The organism is Pseudomonas sp. AC239 (assembly GCF_979258545.1).
Genome location: NZ_OZ409864.1, coordinates 878,226 through 894,992, shown reverse-complemented (window position 1 = coordinate 894,992; position 16,767 = coordinate 878,226). Strand labels below are relative to the sequence as shown.

Annotated in this window: 13 protein-coding genes, 1 pseudogene and 1 riboswitch; of the genes and pseudogenes, 9 read left to right on the top strand and 5 right to left on the bottom strand. The window is 61.2% G+C overall.

Annotated elements, in window-relative coordinates:
• The first annotated feature begins 59 nt into the window (after window positions 1-59).
• From ACZ0AZ_RS04055 to ACZ0AZ_RS04045, 3 genes are read left to right on the top strand one after another with little or no spacing between them, the layout of a single operon-like run.
• Complete coding sequence (locus tag ACZ0AZ_RS04055; protein ID WP_008045984.1) at window positions 60-242, top strand: CPXCG motif-containing cysteine-rich protein; 183 nt, start codon at window positions 60-62, stop codon at window positions 240-242.
• Between the two features lie 9 nt (window positions 243-251).
• Window positions 252-512, top strand: a complete 261-nt coding sequence (locus ACZ0AZ_RS04050) for a putative signal transducing protein (protein ID WP_039761322.1) — start codon at window positions 252-254, stop codon at window positions 510-512.
• Between the two features lie 35 nt (window positions 513-547).
• Window positions 548-1,171, top strand: coding sequence for an SOS response-associated peptidase (locus ACZ0AZ_RS04045; protein WP_129997667.1), 624 nt, complete (start codon window positions 548-550; stop codon window positions 1,169-1,171).
• 99 nt (window positions 1,172-1,270) lie between these two features.
• Here the strand turns inward: ACZ0AZ_RS04045 and ACZ0AZ_RS04040 are convergent, their stop codons facing one another.
• Both ACZ0AZ_RS04040 and ACZ0AZ_RS04035 read right to left on the bottom strand, forming a co-directional pair.
• Window positions 1,271-2,014: a methyl-accepting chemotaxis protein gene (locus ACZ0AZ_RS04040; protein ID WP_430981869.1), complete on the bottom strand. Its 744-nt coding sequence runs from the start codon at window positions 2,012-2,014 to the stop codon at window positions 1,271-1,273.
• Window positions 2,015-2,125: 111 nt separating this feature from the next.
• Window positions 2,126-2,323 (bottom strand): annotated as a pseudogene (locus tag ACZ0AZ_RS04035) (HAMP domain-containing protein); the annotation flags it as partial.
• Between the two features lie 1,338 nt (window positions 2,324-3,661).
• Between ACZ0AZ_RS04035 and ACZ0AZ_RS04030 the strand changes: the two are divergent.
• Complete coding sequence (locus ACZ0AZ_RS04030; RefSeq protein ID WP_016773242.1) at window positions 3,662-4,480, top strand: M48 family metallopeptidase; 819 nt, start codon at window positions 3,662-3,664, stop codon at window positions 4,478-4,480.
• Window positions 4,481-4,576: 96 nt separating this feature from the next.
• Here the strand turns inward: ACZ0AZ_RS04030 and ACZ0AZ_RS04025 are convergent, their stop codons facing one another.
• The 3 genes from ACZ0AZ_RS04025 to ACZ0AZ_RS04015 form a co-directional block, all read right to left on the bottom strand.
• Window positions 4,577-5,161, bottom strand: a complete 585-nt coding sequence (locus ACZ0AZ_RS04025; RefSeq protein ID WP_016773243.1) for a TMEM165/GDT1 family protein — start codon at window positions 5,159-5,161, stop codon at window positions 4,577-4,579.
• Window positions 5,162-5,249: 88 nt separating this feature from the next.
• A riboswitch (yybP-ykoY riboswitch) is annotated at window positions 5,250-5,374 on the bottom strand.
• 39 nt (window positions 5,375-5,413) lie between these two features.
• The gene (locus ACZ0AZ_RS04020) at window positions 5,414-6,412 is read right to left on the bottom strand and encodes a methyltransferase (protein WP_463538746.1); all 999 of its coding nucleotides are present in this window, start codon (window positions 6,410-6,412) and stop codon (window positions 5,414-5,416) included.
• 32 nt (window positions 6,413-6,444) lie between these two features.
• Window positions 6,445-7,410 carry a 2-hydroxyacid dehydrogenase gene (locus ACZ0AZ_RS04015; RefSeq protein WP_039761331.1) on the bottom strand — a complete coding sequence of 322 codons (966 nt, stop codon included), beginning with the start codon at window positions 7,408-7,410 and terminating at the stop codon, window positions 6,445-6,447.
• A gap of 241 nt (window positions 7,411-7,651) precedes the next feature.
• Here ACZ0AZ_RS04015 and ACZ0AZ_RS04010 point away from each other — a divergent pair, with 241 nt between their 5' ends.
• From ACZ0AZ_RS04010 to ACZ0AZ_RS03990, 5 genes are all read left to right on the top strand, one after another.
• Window positions 7,652-8,281, top strand: coding sequence for a LysE family translocator (locus ACZ0AZ_RS04010; protein ID WP_129997663.1), 630 nt, complete (start codon window positions 7,652-7,654; stop codon window positions 8,279-8,281).
• Window positions 8,282-8,547: 266 nt separating this feature from the next.
• Complete coding sequence (locus ACZ0AZ_RS04005; protein WP_463538745.1) at window positions 8,548-10,230, top strand: fatty acid--CoA ligase; 1,683 nt, start codon at window positions 8,548-8,550, stop codon at window positions 10,228-10,230.
• Window positions 10,231-10,567: 337 nt separating this feature from the next.
• Window positions 10,568-12,457 carry a DUF1302 domain-containing protein gene (locus ACZ0AZ_RS04000; protein ID WP_463538744.1) on the top strand — a complete coding sequence of 630 codons (1,890 nt, stop codon included), beginning with the start codon at window positions 10,568-10,570 and terminating at the stop codon, window positions 12,455-12,457.
• A gap of 27 nt (window positions 12,458-12,484) precedes the next feature.
• Complete coding sequence (locus ACZ0AZ_RS03995; protein ID WP_024014265.1) at window positions 12,485-13,849, top strand: DUF1329 domain-containing protein; 1,365 nt, start codon at window positions 12,485-12,487, stop codon at window positions 13,847-13,849.
• A gap of 175 nt (window positions 13,850-14,024) precedes the next feature.
• Window positions 14,025-16,760 (top strand): LuxR C-terminal-related transcriptional regulator, encoded by a 2,736-nt coding sequence (locus tag ACZ0AZ_RS03990; RefSeq protein WP_463538743.1) that lies wholly within the window; start codon window positions 14,025-14,027, stop codon window positions 16,758-16,760.
• The last annotated feature ends 7 nt before the right edge of the window (window positions 16,761-16,767 follow it).

Here is a 16,767-nt window from a genome sequence, read left to right as displayed (position 1 = left end):
CAAAAATAGCCCTGCAAATAGACCGGCGATTATACGCACAAGTCACTGGGGAGACCGCGATGCTGGAAAATGCAGTGTATGAATGTCCGTATTGCGGTGAGGAAGTCGAGACCACTCTGGATTTGTCCGGTGGGGATCAAACGTATATCGAAGACTGCCAGGTGTGCTGTCGTCCGATCACCTTTGTCCTGCAGGTACATGAAGAAGAGTGGCATCTTGAAGTCTTCAGCGAAAACGAGTGAGGGCCGCGTATGCAGCGTATCTACGAGCCGGCAAGCCTGATGGAAGGCGAAATGCTCAAGGGCATGCTCGCCAATGAAGGGATCGAAGCGCACTTGATCGGCCGTGATCTGGTCGGCGGCACGGGCGAACTGCCGATTTTCGGACTGCTCGGGTTGTCGGTGGCTAACGATCAGGCCGAATACGCCCGCGAGCTGATCACCGCGTACAATGCCGCGCTGCCACTGCCCGGCGACGAACCGGAAAGCTTCCCCGGGACGCTGGTCTGTTAGGCTGACGTTGGTTTTATTCAGAGTTGTGTTGCCCCATGTGTGGACGTTATGCCCTGTTTCGCTGGAACCGCGATTTCGCGGCCCTGCCAGGTTTTCCCGCCGATCAGCAGGCGCAGTGGAACATTTCCCCCAATGATTCGGTGTTGATGCTGCGTGCCGACGGAGACGGCCAACGCACCTTGGCCCGTGCGCGCTGGGGCCTGACGCCGCCGTGGCTGACCGATCTGTCGAAAACCCCGGCCCATGCCCGCGCCGAAACCGTGGCCGAGCAACCGATGTTTCGTGAGGCGCTGCGTCTGCGCCGCTGCCTGCTGCCGGCCAACGGTTTCTACGAATGGCGCGGCACCCAGCGCAAGCGGCCTTACTGGTTGACGCCGGGGGAGGGCTCGTCATTGTTTTTCGCGGCGATCTGGGAAGCGTATCCGGTGCAGGAACAGGTCTGGCTGAGTACGGCAGTGATCACTCAGTCTGCGGCGAGCCAGCGGCGGCCGTTGATTCTTGATGAGGCGGGGCAGGCGGCATGGCTCGATCCCGAGACGCCGCTGCATGTCTTGCAGGGTTTGCTCGCCAGTGAGCCGGCAGCGCTGCGTGAGCGGGTGCTGGCAAATCTGGTGAATGATCCGAAGTTGAACGGGCCGGAGTGCCTCACCCCGGCTTGATGAGTGATCTGTGCCGGCATATTCGCGAGCAGGCTCGCTCCCACATGTGAATGCAATCCAACTGTGGGAGCGAGCCTGCTCGCGAAGAGGATCTAAAGATCAAACCTTGAACTGATTGATCAACCGCCGCTGCTGCTCGGCCAGTTTGGTCAGCCCGGCGCTCGCCGAACTCGATTCATCCGCACCGCCGGCCACTTCATTCGCCACCTGACCGATGTTGATCACATTGCGGTTGATGTCGTCGGCCACTGCGCTTTGCTCTTCCGCCGCGCTGGCAATCTGCGTGTTCATGTCGTTGATCACCGACACCGCCTGGGTAATGGTCTCCAGCGCTTCGGCCGCTTTCGCCGCGTGTTGCACGCTCTCATCGGTGCGGTTCTGGCTGTCTTCCATCACGCGCACCACGTCGCGGGTGCCTTGCTGCAATTGCTGGATCATCGTCTGAATTTCTTCAGTGGCCTTCTGGGTTTTCTGCGCCAGATTGCGCACTTCATCCGCAACCACGGCAAAACCGCGACCCTGCTCGCCGGCCCGTGCGGCCTCGATTGCGGCGTTCAGTGCCAGCAGGTTGGTCTGTTCGGCGATGCCACGAATGGCGGTAAGAATGGCGTTGATGTTTTCGCTGTCCTTGGCCAGCGTCTGCACCACGTCGACAGCCTTGCCGATTTCCACCGCCAGCACGCCAATTGAATTGGATGTGTCGCGGACGATTTGCATGCCTTGGCTGGCGGCCTGATCGGCGTGGCTTGCCGCTTGCGCCGCCTGGGTGGCGTTGCGTGCCACGTCCTGGGCGGTGGCTGTCATTTCCTGCACCGCAGTCGCTACCTGATCGATCTCGGCCATTTGTTTCTGCACGCCGATGTTGGTGCGGATGGCGATGTCAGCGGTGTGTTCCGAGGAATCGCTGACGCTCTGCACCGAGGTCACCACCTGGGTGATCATCGCCTGCAACTTGGCGAGGAAGGTGTTGAAGCCCTTGGCAATCGAGCCCAGTTCATCGCTGCGGTCGCTGCTCAGGCGCCGGGTCAGGTCGCCTTCGCCCTGAGCGATGTCATCGAGCATGGCGACCATCTGCTTGAGTGGCCGCGCGATGCCGTGGCCCACCAGCCAGATCACCAGCAGGCCGATGCCGGCGATGACCAGGCCGACCATGGCCATGCCGAAGGTGTCGGATTTGCGCTGGGCATCAAGGTCGGCCTGGAGGTTTTGCAGATCGGCCATGACCGCGTTGAGCGGCAATTGCAGCATCAGCGTCCAGCGTGCGTCGGTCTGGCCGATGCCGAACGGCAGGTACAACTCGATGCGGCCCTTGGCCTGATTGACCGAATAAGTCACCTCGTCGCGCTTGAGGTTGGCCAGGTTGCTGGTCTGTTCGGCGTCGAGGATGTCGCTGACTTTTTCACCGAATTTGCTCGAATCCTTGGTGTAGGCAACGATCCGACCGTTGCCGCCGACCAGCGCCATTTCACCGGCGCCGCTGTAAAGCTTCTGGTTGGCGGCGAGGAGCATGTCCTGAATGAAATTCACCGAGAGGTCGGCGCCGACGATGCCCTGAAACGCGCCGTTGACCATGATCGGTTCGATGAACGAGGCGAGCATGACGATCTTGTCGCCGACCTTGTACGGTGCCGGGTCGATCACACAAGGTTTCTTCGTCTCTTTCGAGCACAGGTAGTACTCGCTGGCGCGCACCCCGGTGGACAGGGTTTTCTGATCGTCGACATCGGCCAGTTTGTCCACGCCCAGGCTGCCGTCGGTATTGCGGAACCACCAGGGCAAAAAGCGCCCGTTGGCAGGATCGATACCGACCACAGAGCTGCCGACGTAAGCCGCGTCATTGTGGTCCAGCGCGTTTTTTTCCCAGCCGATGTAGGTGCCGAGAATCTTCGGGTTTTTTTCGACGTTTTCCTTGATCAGGCTGATCAGTTGCTCGCGGCTGACGCTCAGGCGCGGCTGGCCATCCGCGCCGTTTGTGCCGAGCAGGGCGTTGACGCGCACCAGACCGCCGGCAATTAGCAGCGGCGCTTCGAGTTCGCGCTGGATCTGGCTGACCTGCGTCTGCGCCAGTGAGGTCAGGCGTTGTTCGATGACTTGCTCGAACTGCGCCTGGGTGCGCTGTTGCACCATCTCTTGAGTGCGAGCGCCGGAGAACAGCGCGTACAGCACCAGCGCCGCGACCACGCTGAGAACGATGGCGCCGGCCAGGGCGGCGACGGAAAACTGGATCGACTTGAACTTCATGGGAGCTCCGCACGCAAGAGGACTATCTGCGAGGGATTTATCGGCGGGGTGTGCGGGGCCATGAGAGACGTTGGTCGGAATCGCCGCGCGATGTCGCTGATGGATCGGTGCACGGCGGATTCAATGCGCGTTGAGGAATTTCCAGCCAGTCTTGCGGCCTTAGGTGAATGTGCGCGCAATGTGCGTTGTATCTGGCGCCAATACAATTAGCCGCCTAGGATACGCCTCAGGTTTTCAGGGAGCTTTTGAATGAACAAGACATTAGTGGTAAGTGCTTTGAGCGCAGCGCTGTTGCTGGCCGGTTGTCAGTCGGTCAACACCACCAGCGGCGGCGCTGTGGGCGTGGAGCGCAAGCAGTACATGTTCAGCATGCTGTCCTCGCAAGAGGTCGACCAGATGTACGCTCAGTCGTATCAGAAGACTGTCGGCGAGGCGTCGAGCAAGGGTGTGCTGGACAAGACCAGCCCGGAAGCCAAGCGCGTGCAGACCATCGCCAACCGCTTGATCGCCCAGGCGCCGACCTTCCGCCCCGACGCGGCGCAGTGGCAATGGGAAGTCAATCTGATCAAGAGCGATGAGCTCAACGCCAACTGCGGTCCCGGCGGCAAGATCATTTTCTATACCGGGCTGATCGACAGCCTGAAACTCACCGACGACGAAATCGCTGCGGTCATGGGCCATGAAATTGCCCACGCCCTGCGCGAGCACGGTCGTGAAGCGATGTCCAAGGCCTATGGTATGGAAATGGCCAAGCAGGGCGCCGGTGCCTTGTTCGGCTTGGGTCAGGACAGCCTGGCGCTGGCCGACACCGTGGCCAACTACGGCATGACCTTGCCCAACAGCCGCGCCAACGAAAACGAAGCCGACCTGATCGGCCTGGAATTGGCCGCCCGCGCCGGCTACAACCCGAACGCGGCGATCACTCTGTGGGACAAGATGAGCAAGGCTTCCGAAGGCGCGCCGCCGGAATTCATGAGCACTCACCCGGCATCCAGCAGCCGCATTGCTGCGTTGCAGGCAGCCATTCCGAAGGTGATGCCGCTGTACGAAAAAGCCCCGAAGTCCTGAATAGAGCAGTTACAAGCTTCAAGCGGCAAGCTACAAGTCAAAGCAGACTCGCTGGGCTTGCAGCTTGCAGCTTGCAGCTTGCAGCTTGCAGCTGCTTCAAACCCAACCGCTGCTCTGCATCGCTTTATAAACCGCAACAATCGCCAGAATCATGAACGCCGAAGCCGCGAGGCGGCGGATCAGGGTCAGCGGCAGTTTCTCTGCGGCAAAATTGCCCGCCAGTACCACCGGCACGTTGGCAATCAGCATGCCCACGGTGGTGCCGATAATCACCAGCCACAGTTCCGGGTATTGCGCGGCGAGCATCACTGTGGCGATCTGCGTCTTGTCACCGATTTCCGCGAGGAAGAACGCGATGAGCGTGGTCAGGAACGGCCCGAACTTGCGCGCCGTGCTGGCTTCGTCGTCATCCATTTTGTCCGGGACCAGAGTCCACAGCGCCGTGGCGGCGAAGCTGGCGGCGAGGATCCAGTGCAGGACGGCGTCGGAGAAGAAACTGCCGAACCAGGCACCTACCGCACCGGCTGCTGCGTGGTTGGCCAGAGTCGCGGCGACAATCCCGGCAATGATCGGCCAGGGTTTGCGAAAGCGAGCGGCAAGAATCAGCGCGAGCAGTTGCGTCTTGTCGCCGATTTCGGCCAAGGCAACGATAGCGGTGGGAACGAGTAGCGAGTCCAGCATCAGGGATTTCCTAAGGGGCGGGTCGACACGGCTATGACACGTACAGCCTTCCCGCCCCGGGTAAGGTGTGCGTGTCATAGGTCTTGTCAAACCCTGCGATCCGTCTGGTGCGGACGCTTGGGTCGCATACGCCATGATCTGAGGATCAAGTATGTTGACGTATGCCGGACGAGCATGGCGCTCGTGGGAGACTACTCCCCTAGGACGGAGCGGATTCTGCCTAGGCAAATCCGATTGGGCAAGAACAAATTTTCAACCGCGCTTGGCCCGGTAAATCCGGAAGCCGTTGCCTTCGGCTTTGATCGCGCACACGCCGAGGTGCGCCTCGATCAGCGGCTGATACTTGAGGAAGCTGTTCGCCACAAGGCGCAGTTCGCCACCGTTTTTCAGATGTTTCGCCGCTTTTCGCAGCAAATTCTCCGTAGCGAAATAATCGGTATGCACGCCGACATGGAACGGCGGATTGCTCAGAATCGCGCTCAAACCCATCGGTGCGGCATCAATGCCATCGCCGGTCAGTACTTCCGCTTCCAGGCCGTTGGCAGCAAGGGTCAGGCGGCTGCTGGCGGCAGCGAATGCGTCGACATCGAGCAAGGTCACCTGATTGTGCGGATAGCGACGTTTCACCGCAGCCCCGAGCACGCCGGCACCGCAACCGAAATCAAGCAGATGGCCGCTCGGCAGTTTGTCCAGATGCTCCAGCAGCAGGGCGCTGCCGCGATCCAGGCGACCGTGGCTGAACACGCCTGGCAAGCTGATGACCTTCAACGGCCCTTCGGCAAGCGGCAGTTCGTACGTCTGCGCCAGGCTTTCCAGCGATTTCGCTTCAGGCGCATTGGCCACGGTGACTTGCCAGAGCTGACAGTGGCGAGCGCTGTCGAGTTTGCGCGGCTTGCCGAACGGGTTGAGCTGTTTCGACGCGCCTTCGATGCCGCTGCGTTTTTCCCCGACCAGAAACACCTCGCGCCCGGCCAGACGCGACGCCACGGCGTTGAGGATGTAATCGGTGAGGTCCTTGGACTTGGGCAGGAACACCACAGCGCCGTCGAACTCGCGCTCCGGGACATTCACGCCGAACTGGCTGCGGCCCTCGAAACGCGCGTCCAGTGCGGCTTGGTCGCCAGCGTGCCAGCACCAGCCGAACGCATTCGGCAGACGCCCGAGCAAATCATCGGCGGGCAGGCCGGCCAACAGCAGCGAACCCTGGAATAACTCGGCCTGACGAAGCAGTACTTCACTGCGCGGATCCATAACTGCTCCTTGAAAAAAAGTGCCGCAGTTTATCAACTGACGACCCGCAGCGCCTCACCGCTAAAAAACGCTTCGGCGTTTTCGCTCAGTTGGGCGACGATACGCTGGCGCGCCTCGCGGCTGCCCCAGGCATTGTGCGGGGTGACGATCAGGCGCGGGATATCGGCCGCAAGTAGCGGATTGCCTTGGGTCGGTGGCTCGACACTCAACACATCGGTCGCCGCGCCGCCGAGGTGGCCGATACGCAGAGCGTCGGCCAACGCCTGCTCATCGATCAGGCCGCCGCGAGCGGTATTGACCACAAATGCGCCGGGCTTCATTGAGGCCAATTCGCGGGCACCGATGAAATGCCGGGTGTGCTCGTTGAGCGGGCAATGCAGGGTCAGCGCGTCGATCTGCGGCAGCAGTTCATTCAGCGGCAAACGATCCGGCCGCGCCGGGCGCCCGGGAATCTGCCCGAGCAACACGCGCATGCCGAACGCCTCGGCCAGTCGCGCCACGGCGCCACCGAGCTCGCCATGGCCGAGCAGGCCAAGGGTTTTGCCTTGCAGTTCGACGATCGGGTAATCGAGCAGGCAGAACTGTTTCGCCTGTTGCCAGCGGCCTTCGCCCACAGCTTTCTGATAGTCGGCCAGGCGCGTGGCGAGGTTGAGCAACAGCATGATCGTGTGTTGCGCCACCGACGGCGTGCCGTAAGCCTGGCAATTGCACACGGTGATGCTGTGGGCGCGGGCGGCAGTGAGGTCGACATTGTTGGTGCCGGTGGCGCTGATCAGGATCAGTTTCAGTTGCGGGTTGGCAGCCATCGCGGCCGCGTCGATCACGACTTTGTTGGTGATCGCCACACTGGCGCCTTGCAGGCGTTCGCTGACCTGTTCCGGCAGAGTCTGGGCGAACAGCTGCAAGTCGCTGAAGCATTCGCGCAACGGACCGAGGTCCAGATCGCCTAGATCCAGCGAAGGATGATCAAGGAATACCGCGCGGCGCGTGTTCGTCATCAACTGTACCTTTTGTGCTGTGAGCGGAGGGCGTACTCTGCCGAGCCTACCAGATGAAACAATTGGTTACTCAGCCCTGAAGTAGTGCCGTCTCGTGTGGGAGCGGGCTTGCTCGCGAAGGCGGTGTGTCATTCAATGCAAAGGTTGAATGGGACACCGCATTCGCGAGCAAGCCCGCTCCCACAAAAGTTGCGTCTACAGCATGGCAACGATGTGATCGATCAATCCAAGAGGAGCCCCCATGTACTGGACCGAGTTCTTGACCGTTGCCCTGATCCACTTGCTCGCCGTCGCCAGTCCCGGCCCGGACTTTGCCGTGGTCGTGCGCGAGAGCGTGACCCATGGGCGTCGCGCCGGCACCTGGACCGCGCTGGGCGTGGGCACGGCGATTTTCCTGCATGTCGGCTATTCGTTGCTCGGCATCGGTCTGATCGTCTCGCAGTCGATTGTGCTGTTCAATGCGTTGAAGTGGGCGGCAGCGGCTTACTTGCTGTACATCGGCTTCAAGGCCTTGCGCGCGCAGCCGGCGAAAACCGTCACTGATGATCTGCACAAGGAAGCCGGCGTGCGAACTGCGCGGGGTGCGTTCACCTCGGGCTTCGTCACCAACGGCCTGAACCCGAAAGCCACGCTGTTTTTCCTCTCGCTGTTCACCGTGGTGATCAACCCGCACACGCCGCTGGCGGTGCAGGCCGGTTATGGCGTGTACCTGGCGCTGGCAACGGCGATCTGGTTCTGCCTGGTGGCGATGCTGTTCAGCCAGCAACGCGTGCGCGCCGGCTTCGCCCGCATGGGCCACTGGTTCGACCGCACCATGGGCGCGGTGCTGATTGCTCTCGGCGTGAAAATCGCGTTCACCGAGATGCATTGAGAACTGGAACACATCAATCCCTGTGGGAGCGAGCCTGCTCGCGAAAGCGCCAGTCCAGTCGACAAAAATGTCGACTGACCCGACGCCTTCGCGAGCAGGCTCGCTCGCACAGGTCGTGTTTTCTTCAACTGCGGCCCGAAATGCTGGCGCAAAGCTAGCATTTGTACGGCTCTGCAAATCATTCCTTTGGCTGATTTGACTGTCATGCAGGCGCACTAGAGTACGAATCTCTCCGCCAACACCGTGCAGTCAGAAAAGGGATTCTTATGTTGCAGACTCGGGTCATTCCGCCGGCCGATGGGGCCTACCAGTATCCATTGCTGATCAAACGGCTGCTGATGTCCGGCGCCCGTTACGAGAAAACCCGCGAAATCATCTACCGCGACCAGTTGCGCTACGGTTATCCGACCCTGATCGAACGCGTCGCGCGGCTGGCCAATGTGCTGACGACTGCCGGGGTCAAGGCCGGTGACACCGTGGCGGTGATGGACTGGGACAGCCACCGTTACCTGGAATGCATGTTCGCCATTCCGATGATCGGCGCGGTGATTCACACCATCAACGTGCGCCTGTCGCCCGAGCAGATCCTCTACACCATGAACCACGCCGAGGACCGCTTCGTGCTGGTCAACAGCGAGTTCGTCGGGCTGTACCAGGCCATCGCGCCGCAGTTGACCACGGTCGAGAAAACCCTGCTGCTGACCGATCTCCCGGAGAAAACCGCGGAGCTGCCGAACCTTGTCGGCGAATACGAGCAACTGCTGGCCGCTGCGAGTGCGCAATACGATTTCCAGGACTTCGACGAAAACTCGGTGGCCACCACGTTCTACACCACCGGCACCACGGGCAATCCGAAAGGCGTGTATTTCACCCATCGGCAACTGGTGCTGCACACCATCGGCGTGGCGACGATCATGGGTTCGATCGACAGCGTGCGGCTGCTCGGCACCAACGATGTGTACATGCCGATCACGCCGATGTTCCACGTCCACGCCTGGGGGTTGCCGTACGTGGCGACCATGCTCGGGCTCAAGCAGGTTTATCCGGGGCGCTACGACCCGGAGTATCTGGTGGAGTTGTGGCGCAAGGAGAAGGTCACCTTTTCCCATTGCGTGCCGACCATCCTGCAGATGCTGCTCAACGCCAAGGCCGCGCAGGGTGCCGACTTCGGCGGCTGGAAAATCGTCATCGGCGGCAGCGCACTCAATCGCAGCCTCTATGAAAACGCCAAGGCCCGTGGCATTCAGCTGACGGCCGCGTACGGCATGTCGGAAACCGGGCCGCTGGTGTCCTGCGCGCACCTCAACGACGAACTGATGGCCGGCAGCGAAGACGAGCGCACCACTTACCGGATCAAGGCCGGCGTGCCGGGGCCACTGGTCGAAGCGGCGATTGTCGACGGCGATGGCAATTTCCTTCCGGCCGACGGCGAAACCCAGGGCGAACTGGTGCTGCGCGCGCCGTGGCTGACGGAAGGTTATTTCAACGAACCGCAGAAGGGCGCCGAGCTCTGGGCCGGCGGCTGGCTGCACACCGGCGATGTCGCCACGCTCGACAGCATGGGCGTGATCGACATCCGTGATCGCATCAAGGACGTGATCAAGACCGGCGGCGAGTGGATTTCCTCCCTCGACCTCGAAGACCTCATCAGCCGGCATGCGGCGGTACGCGAAGTAGCAGTGGTGGGCATCGCCGATCCGCAGTGGGGCGAGCGCCCGTTTGCCTTGCTGGTGGTCCGCGAAGGGCAGGTGATTGGTGCACGCGAGCTCAAGGAACACCTCAAGCCGTTCGTCGAGCTGGGGCACCTGAGCAAGTGGGCGATCCCCAGTCAGATCGCCCTTGTTACCGAAATTCCCAAGACCAGTGTCGGCAAGCTCGACAAGAAGCGCATCCGCCTCGACATCACCGAATGGCAGGCCAACAACAGCACCTTCCTTTCGACACTTTAAGTGCCTGCTGGCGCGCCGAAACCGGCGCGCCAGACCCACCAAGCAAGCGCTTGGCTTGTGAAATCGAAAAAATCAGCCATCCTTGCCGTGCCGACGTGTGTCGGACTGGCGAAAGGACTGTTCCAGAGTGGTTGGCGGCTGCAAATCACACTTTAGAGGGATCAAGCACTACCACCCGCTGGCTATAGTCCGCTCAAGGACTTTTTGAAAACGGAGCACACGCACTGATCGGGGCGAGCAACTCTGGAACGATTTCGGGCAGCCCTGGCGCCCGGTCCTCCACAGCGTTTTTAAAAGTACTCACTGCCATAACAATAATGCACATGGAGTAGCGTCGATGACCTCAGTAAACCAGTTCTGGCGCCGGGCGAAACTGCCTCTGGCGGTCAGTCTTGCCTCCTCGCTCGCCGGGCCTGCATTCGGCGTCAGTTTCAACGTCGGTGAAATCGAAGGCCAGTTCGACTCGTCCCTGTCGATCGGCGCCAGTTGGTCTACTCAGAGCCCGAACAAGAACCTTATCGGCGTCAACAACGGCGGCCGTGGCCTGTCGCAGACTTCCGATGACGGCCACGCCAACTTCAAGAGCGGCGAGACCTTCTCGAAGATCTTCAAGGGTATCCATGACCTTGAATTGAAATACGGCGACACCGGCGTGTTCGTCCGTGGCAAGTACTGGTACGACTTCGAACTGAAGGACGAGAGCCGCCAGTTCAAGGACATCAGCGACAGCAACCGCAAAGAGGGCGCCAAGTCCTCCGGCGGACAGATCCTCGACGCCTTCGTCTACCACAACTACGCGATTGCCGATCAGCCGGGTTCCGTGCGTCTGGGCAAGCAGGTAGTGAGCTGGGGTGAAAGTACCTTCATCGGCGGCGGCATCAACTCGATCAACCCGATCGACGTCTCCGCGTTCCGTCGTCCGGGCGCCGAGATCAAGGAAGGCCTGATTCCGGTCAACATGTTCTACGTGTCCCAGAGCCTTACCGATAACCTCTCGGCCGAAGCGTTCTACCAACTGGAATGGGACCAGACCGTCGTCGACAACTGCGGCACCTTCTTCTCCCAGCCGGACATCGTTGCCGACGGTTGCGACAACAATTTGCGCGTACTGAACAAGCGTTCGCAGATTCCAGCAATCGCTTTGGGGCCGTTGGCCGCCAACGGTGTCAACGTCGACCAAGAAGGCGTGCTGGTGCGCCGTGGGCCGGACCGTGACGCGCGCGACAGCGGTCAGTGGGGCGCGTCCCTCAAATACATGTTCGAGCCACTCGACACCGAGTTCGGCGCTTACTTCATGAACTACCACAGCCGTGCGCCAATCTTCAGCGCCACCGGTGCACCGCAATCGGTGTACAACACCGCCGCCGGTCTGCCAGGGCCGTTTGCCGCGCTCGCACCGCTGCTGGTTGCGGGCAACTCGAACTACTTCATCGAATACCCGGAAGACATTCGTCTCTACGGTCTGAGCTTCTCCACCACCCTGCCTACCGGTACGGCGTGGAGCGGTGAGATCAGCTACCGTCCGAACGCGCCGGTACAACTGAACTCCACCGACATCCTGTTTGCCGGCGTACGCCCATTGGGCGGCGCGCTGACCAACGCTTCGCTGCTCACTGGCGTGCCAGGCCAGGACCTGCATGGTTACGAGCGCAAGGAAATCACCCAACTGCAAACGACCTTCACGCACTTCTTCGATCAGGTCATGGGCGCCAGCCGTCTGACCCTCGTCGGTGAAGTCGGCGCGACCTACGTCGGTGGCCTGGAAAGCCGTTCCGACAAGCGTTATGGCCGCGATCCGGTCTACGGCCCGGGCGAGTTGCCAGCCACCGGTGGGATCAATACCTGCGCCAACATCCTCAACAACAGCACCATCAACGGCGCCGGCCCGGGTTCGCCTCAGAACAACCGCAGCCGCAATTGCGACAACGATGGTTTTACCACTTCGATGTCGTGGGGCTACCGTGGCCGGGCAATCTGGGAATACAACGACGTGTTTGCCGGCGTGAACCTCAAGCCGAACGTGGCCTGGTCCCACGACGTCAGCGGTTACTCGCCAGGCCCTGGCGGCAACTTCGAGGAAGGTCGCAAAGCGGTCAGCCTGGGCGTCGATGCCGAATACCAGAACACCTACACCGCGAGCCTGGCCTACACCAATTTCTTCGACGGCAAGTACACCACCGTGGATGACCGCGACTTCGTGGCGCTCAGCTTCGGCGTGAACTTCTAAGCACTGCATTTCAGGACGAACGAATTTATGAAAATAACAAAGAGTCTGTTCCACGCCGGTGTTCTGGGCCTGTCGCTGCTGGCGACCAGCGTCATGGCGGCGGTGCCTGCTGCCGAAGCGGATAAGCTGGGCAAAAGCCTGACGCCGATGGGCGCAGAAATGGCCGGTAATGCCGACGGCTCGATTCCGGCCTGGAAACCACTGCCGAAAAACGCCGGCAGCGTCGACAGCAAGGGCTTCCTGTCCAACCCTTACGCCAGTGAGCAGCCGCTGTTCACCATCACCGCCAAGGATGTCGACAAGTACAAGGACAAGCTCGCCCCGGGTCAGTACGCGATGTTCAAGCGCTACCCGGAAACCTTCAAGATGCCGGTCTATCCGTCCCATCGCGGCGCCACCGTGCCGGATGACGTGTTCGCCGCCATCAAGAAGAACGCCACCAGCACCAATCTGGTGTCCGGCGGCAACGGTCTGGAAAACTTCGATACCGCCGTGCCGTTCCCGATTCCTAAAACCGGCGTGGAAGTGATCTGGAACCACATCACCCGCTATCGCGGTGGCAGCGTGACCCGTCTGGTGACCCAGGCCACGCCGCAACCGAACGGCTCGTACAGCCTGGTGTACTTCCAGGACCAGTTTGTGTTCCGCGACAAGATGAAGGATTACGATCCGGCGAACCCGGGCAACATCCTCTTCTACTTCAAGCAGAAAGTGACCGCGCCGGCGCGTCTGGCCGGTGGCGTACTGCTGGTGCACGAGACGCTCGATCAGGTCAAGGAGCCGCGTTCGGCGTGGGTCTACAACGCCGGTCAGCGTCGTGTGCGCCGTGCACCACAAGTGTCGTATGACGGCCCGGGTACTGCCGCCGACGGCCTGCGTACCTCGGACAACCTCGACATGTACAACGGTGCGCCGGATCGTTACGACTGGAAGCTCGAAGGCAAGAAAGAGATGTACATCGCCTCCGACAGCTACAAGCTCGACGATCCGAAACTGAAGTACTCGGACATCATCAAGGCCGGCCACATCAACCAGGACCTGGCACGCTACGAGCTGCGCCGCGTCTGGCACGTGGTCGCGACCCTGAAGGAAGGCCAGCGCCACATCTATGCCAAGCGTGACTTCTACATCGACGAGGACACCTGGCAGGCAGCGGTCATCGACCACTACGACGGTCGTGGCCAACTGTGGCGTGTAGCCGAGGCGCATGCCGAGAACTACTACGACAAGCAAGTGCCGTGGTACGCCCTCGAAACTCTCTACGACCTGCAGTCCGGCCGCTATCTGGCACTGGGCATGAAGAACGAAGAGAAGCAGGCCTATGACTTCGGCTTCACCGCCACCACCAGCGACTTCACCCCGGCCGCTCTGCGTCAGGATGGCGTTCGCTAAACCTGGGTAAACCCGAGGCCGCATCCTCGTGAAAACGCCCCGACCGGTTCGGGGCGTTTTTGTGTCTGTAGCCTTTTTGTAGCCATTTGTAGCAGCGACCTTCATTACCTCTTCGTTTAAGGCTAGGCTGCGGACATCTGCAACGCCGCCAATCGCCTTCGAACAAGAGCCGGCCATGACTGATCTGTCCCCACTTCCGGGTCCCGCAAGCATCACCGTCGCAGCACTGGACGGGCGTTTTTTCCGCCCGCCGCTGCCTGATGGCTATGTCTTGCGGCCGCGTTTGTGCCAGCGTCTGCAGGCCGGGCTCGGTGGTCGGTTGCTGCTGGTCAGCGCCCCGGCCGGGTTCGGCAAGAGCTCGCTGGCCGTGGAGTTCTGTCAGAGCCTGCCGGCGCACTGGCAAAGTCTCTGGTTGGGCTTGAGTCCACGGGACAGCGATCCCGGACGTTTTCTTGAGCGCTTGCTTGAAGGTCTCCAGGACTATTTTCCAGCCTTGGGCGCCGGTGCTCTTGGCCTGCTGAAAATGCGTCAGCGCCATCAGCCATTTGCTTTTGAAGAATGGCTCGACGGTCTGCTCGATGAGCTGGCGCTGCATCTCGATCCTGCCGCGCCGTTGCTGCTGGTTCTCGATGACTACCACCTCGCCCAGGGGCCGGTGCTGGATCGTTGCCTGCAATTTTTCCTCAATCATTTACCCGATGGCTTGCTGGTGATGGTCACCAGCCGCCAGCGCCCGGACTGGCATCTGGCGCGTCTGCGCCTGTCGCGGCAGTTGCTCGAACTGCACGAACAGGATTTGCGCCTGACCCACGACGAAGCGCTGACCTTGCTCGATCGCCACAGCAGCTCACTGCGCGGCGAGGCACTGGAGAGCCTGATCCAGCGCAGTGAAGGCTGGGTTGCCGGCCTGCGCTTCTGGCTGCTGGCGGTGGCTGAGGCGGGCAACGATGCCGCGCTGTCGCAAGCGCTGAACGGCGGGGAAGGGCTGATTCGTGACTATCTACTCGAAGAAGTCATCGATTGCCTGCCGGCCGAAGTGCAATCGTTTCTCTACGAAACCGCCCCGCAGGAACGCTTTTGCAGCGAGCTGTGCGATGCGGTCCGCGAAGCTCATGACAGCGCGGAGATCCTGCGCTTTCTGCTCGCCCACCAAGTGTTTCTGGTGCCGCTGGACGAGCACGGCCACTGGTATCGCTATCACCATTTGTTCTCTGACTTGCTGCGCAGCCGGCCAATCGCCCGGGCGATGGTGCCCAACGCCACGCTGCATTTGCGCGCCTGCCGCTGGTTCAATGCACAAGGCCTGCTCGACGAAGCGGTTGAGCAGGCACTGCGTGCCGGGCATCTCGATGTTGCGGCGAATCTGGTACAGAACCTGTCCGAAGAGCAGCTGCTCGCCGAACAGAACGTCGGCATGCTGCTGCGCTGGAAAATGGACTTGCCCGACAGCCTGCTGATCAGCACGCCACGGCTGATCGTGCTCTATAGCTGGGCGCTGGGGCTGGCCTGTCAGCTCGATGCCGCCGAAGAACTGGCCAGCCATTTGAGCCGCTTCCTGCCGGCGCCTTCGGCCACTGCGCAGAAGTCGATGCTGGCGCAGTGGCTGGCGTTGAGCGGGATCATCGCTCGCGGGCGCGGCCATCGCGAACTGACCCTGCGTTATTGCAGCGAAGCGCTGGAGAGCCTGCCGGCCAAGCGTTACGGTCAGCGGCTGATGTGTCTGTCGACCCTATCCAATCTGGCGATCGCCGACGGTGATCTGTGGCGCGCCCGCGGCCTGAATCGCGAATCCCTCGAGCTGGCGCAACGCGTCGGCAATCCATTATTCGAAGCACTGGCGCATTACGACAGGGCGCGGGTTCTGCAGTCACGTGGCGAGATTCTGCGCGCGCTGGATGAAGTGCATCAGGGCCTGGAACGCCTGCGCGGTCTGTCGCCGCAACGACTGTACGCCGTACGCGCGCGGCTGACGTTGTATGAAGGTTTCCTGCTGGCGATGCGTTTGCAGCCGCAGGCCGCACGCGTGCGTCTGCTGGCCGGCATTGGCGAGGCGCGCGCCTGTCGCGACATCAGCGTGCTGATCGGTCACTGCGTGATCGCCCGCCTGGACGGCGCCTGTGGCGAGTTCGCCAAGGCCTTCGCCGAACTCGCCGAAGCTGAACGCCTGATGCACATCTGGGACGTGCCGCCGATCTACTATCTGGCGATGATCACGCTGGTCAAATGCGAACTGTGGCTGGCGCAGGGGCGCACCGATCTGGCCGAAGCCTGGTTGGCGCGACTGGGGCAGACCTACACCGGTGAACGCGCCGCGGCACCGCCGGAATTCCATCCGCAATTGCCGTTGCACGTCGAATTGCAGCAGGCACTGCTCGACATGATTCAAGGGCAGCCGATGCTTGCCGAAGGACGTTTGAACGTGTTGCATGAGAATGGTCAGCGTACTGGGCGGCAGTTGCTCAGCGTGATGGCAATGACACAGAAAGTGGCCTTATTGCTGTCGGGTGGACGCGAGCCCGAAGCGCGCAAAACCTTGAATCTGGCGCTGGAAGCTGCTGCCGGCGGCGCCTTTCAACCTTTTGATGCGTTGCTGAAGATTCATCCCGGCTGGTTGCGAGGACAACTGCAGGCGCTCACTTGCAACGCGGTCAGCCAGCAATTGCTTACACATTTTCCCACAGCAGCCTTGCGCCCGACCGTGGAAAGTTCTGTCACCGAACAACTCAGCAGCCGTGAATTGGCGGTACTGCGCCTGATCGCACAGGGCTGTTCCAATCAGGAAATCAGTGAGCAGTTGTTCATCTCCCTGCACACCGTGAAAACCCACGCCAGCCACATCAATAGCAAACTGGGCGTCGAGCGGCGTACCCAGGCAGTGGCGCGCGCCAAGGAACTGGGATTGCTCTATTGAGATCGCG

Coding starts and splice junctions, on each gene's coding strand:
- ACZ0AZ_RS04010 (WP_129997663.1), top strand. CDS start 7,652: ATGTACTGGACCGAGTTCTTGACCGTTGCCCTGATCCACTTGCTCGCC.
- ACZ0AZ_RS04005 (WP_463538745.1), top strand. CDS start 8,548: ATGTTGCAGACTCGGGTCATTCCGCCGGCCGATGGGGCCTACCAGTAT.
- ACZ0AZ_RS03990 (WP_463538743.1), top strand. CDS start 14,025: ATGACTGATCTGTCCCCACTTCCGGGTCCCGCAAGCATCACCGTCGCA.
- ACZ0AZ_RS04030 (WP_016773242.1), top strand. CDS start 3,662: ATGAACAAGACATTAGTGGTAAGTGCTTTGAGCGCAGCGCTGTTGCTG.
- ACZ0AZ_RS04015 (WP_039761331.1), bottom strand. CDS start 7,410: ATGACGAACACGCGCCGCGCGGTATTCCTTGATCATCCTTCGCTGGAT.
- ACZ0AZ_RS04055 (WP_008045984.1), top strand. CDS start 60: ATGCTGGAAAATGCAGTGTATGAATGTCCGTATTGCGGTGAGGAAGTC.
- ACZ0AZ_RS04000 (WP_463538744.1), top strand. CDS start 10,568: ATGACCTCAGTAAACCAGTTCTGGCGCCGGGCGAAACTGCCTCTGGCG.
- ACZ0AZ_RS04050 (WP_039761322.1), top strand. CDS start 252: ATGCAGCGTATCTACGAGCCGGCAAGCCTGATGGAAGGCGAAATGCTC.
- ACZ0AZ_RS04020 (WP_463538746.1), bottom strand. CDS start 6,412: ATGGATCCGCGCAGTGAAGTACTGCTTCGTCAGGCCGAGTTATTCCAG.
- ACZ0AZ_RS04045 (WP_129997667.1), top strand. CDS start 548: ATGTGTGGACGTTATGCCCTGTTTCGCTGGAACCGCGATTTCGCGGCC.
- ACZ0AZ_RS04040 (WP_430981869.1), bottom strand. CDS start 2,014: ATGGCCGAGATCGATCAGGTAGCGACTGCGGTGCAGGAAATGACAGCC.
- ACZ0AZ_RS03995 (WP_024014265.1), top strand. CDS start 12,485: ATGAAAATAACAAAGAGTCTGTTCCACGCCGGTGTTCTGGGCCTGTCG.
- ACZ0AZ_RS04025 (WP_016773243.1), bottom strand. CDS start 5,161: ATGCTGGACTCGCTACTCGTTCCCACCGCTATCGTTGCCTTGGCCGAA.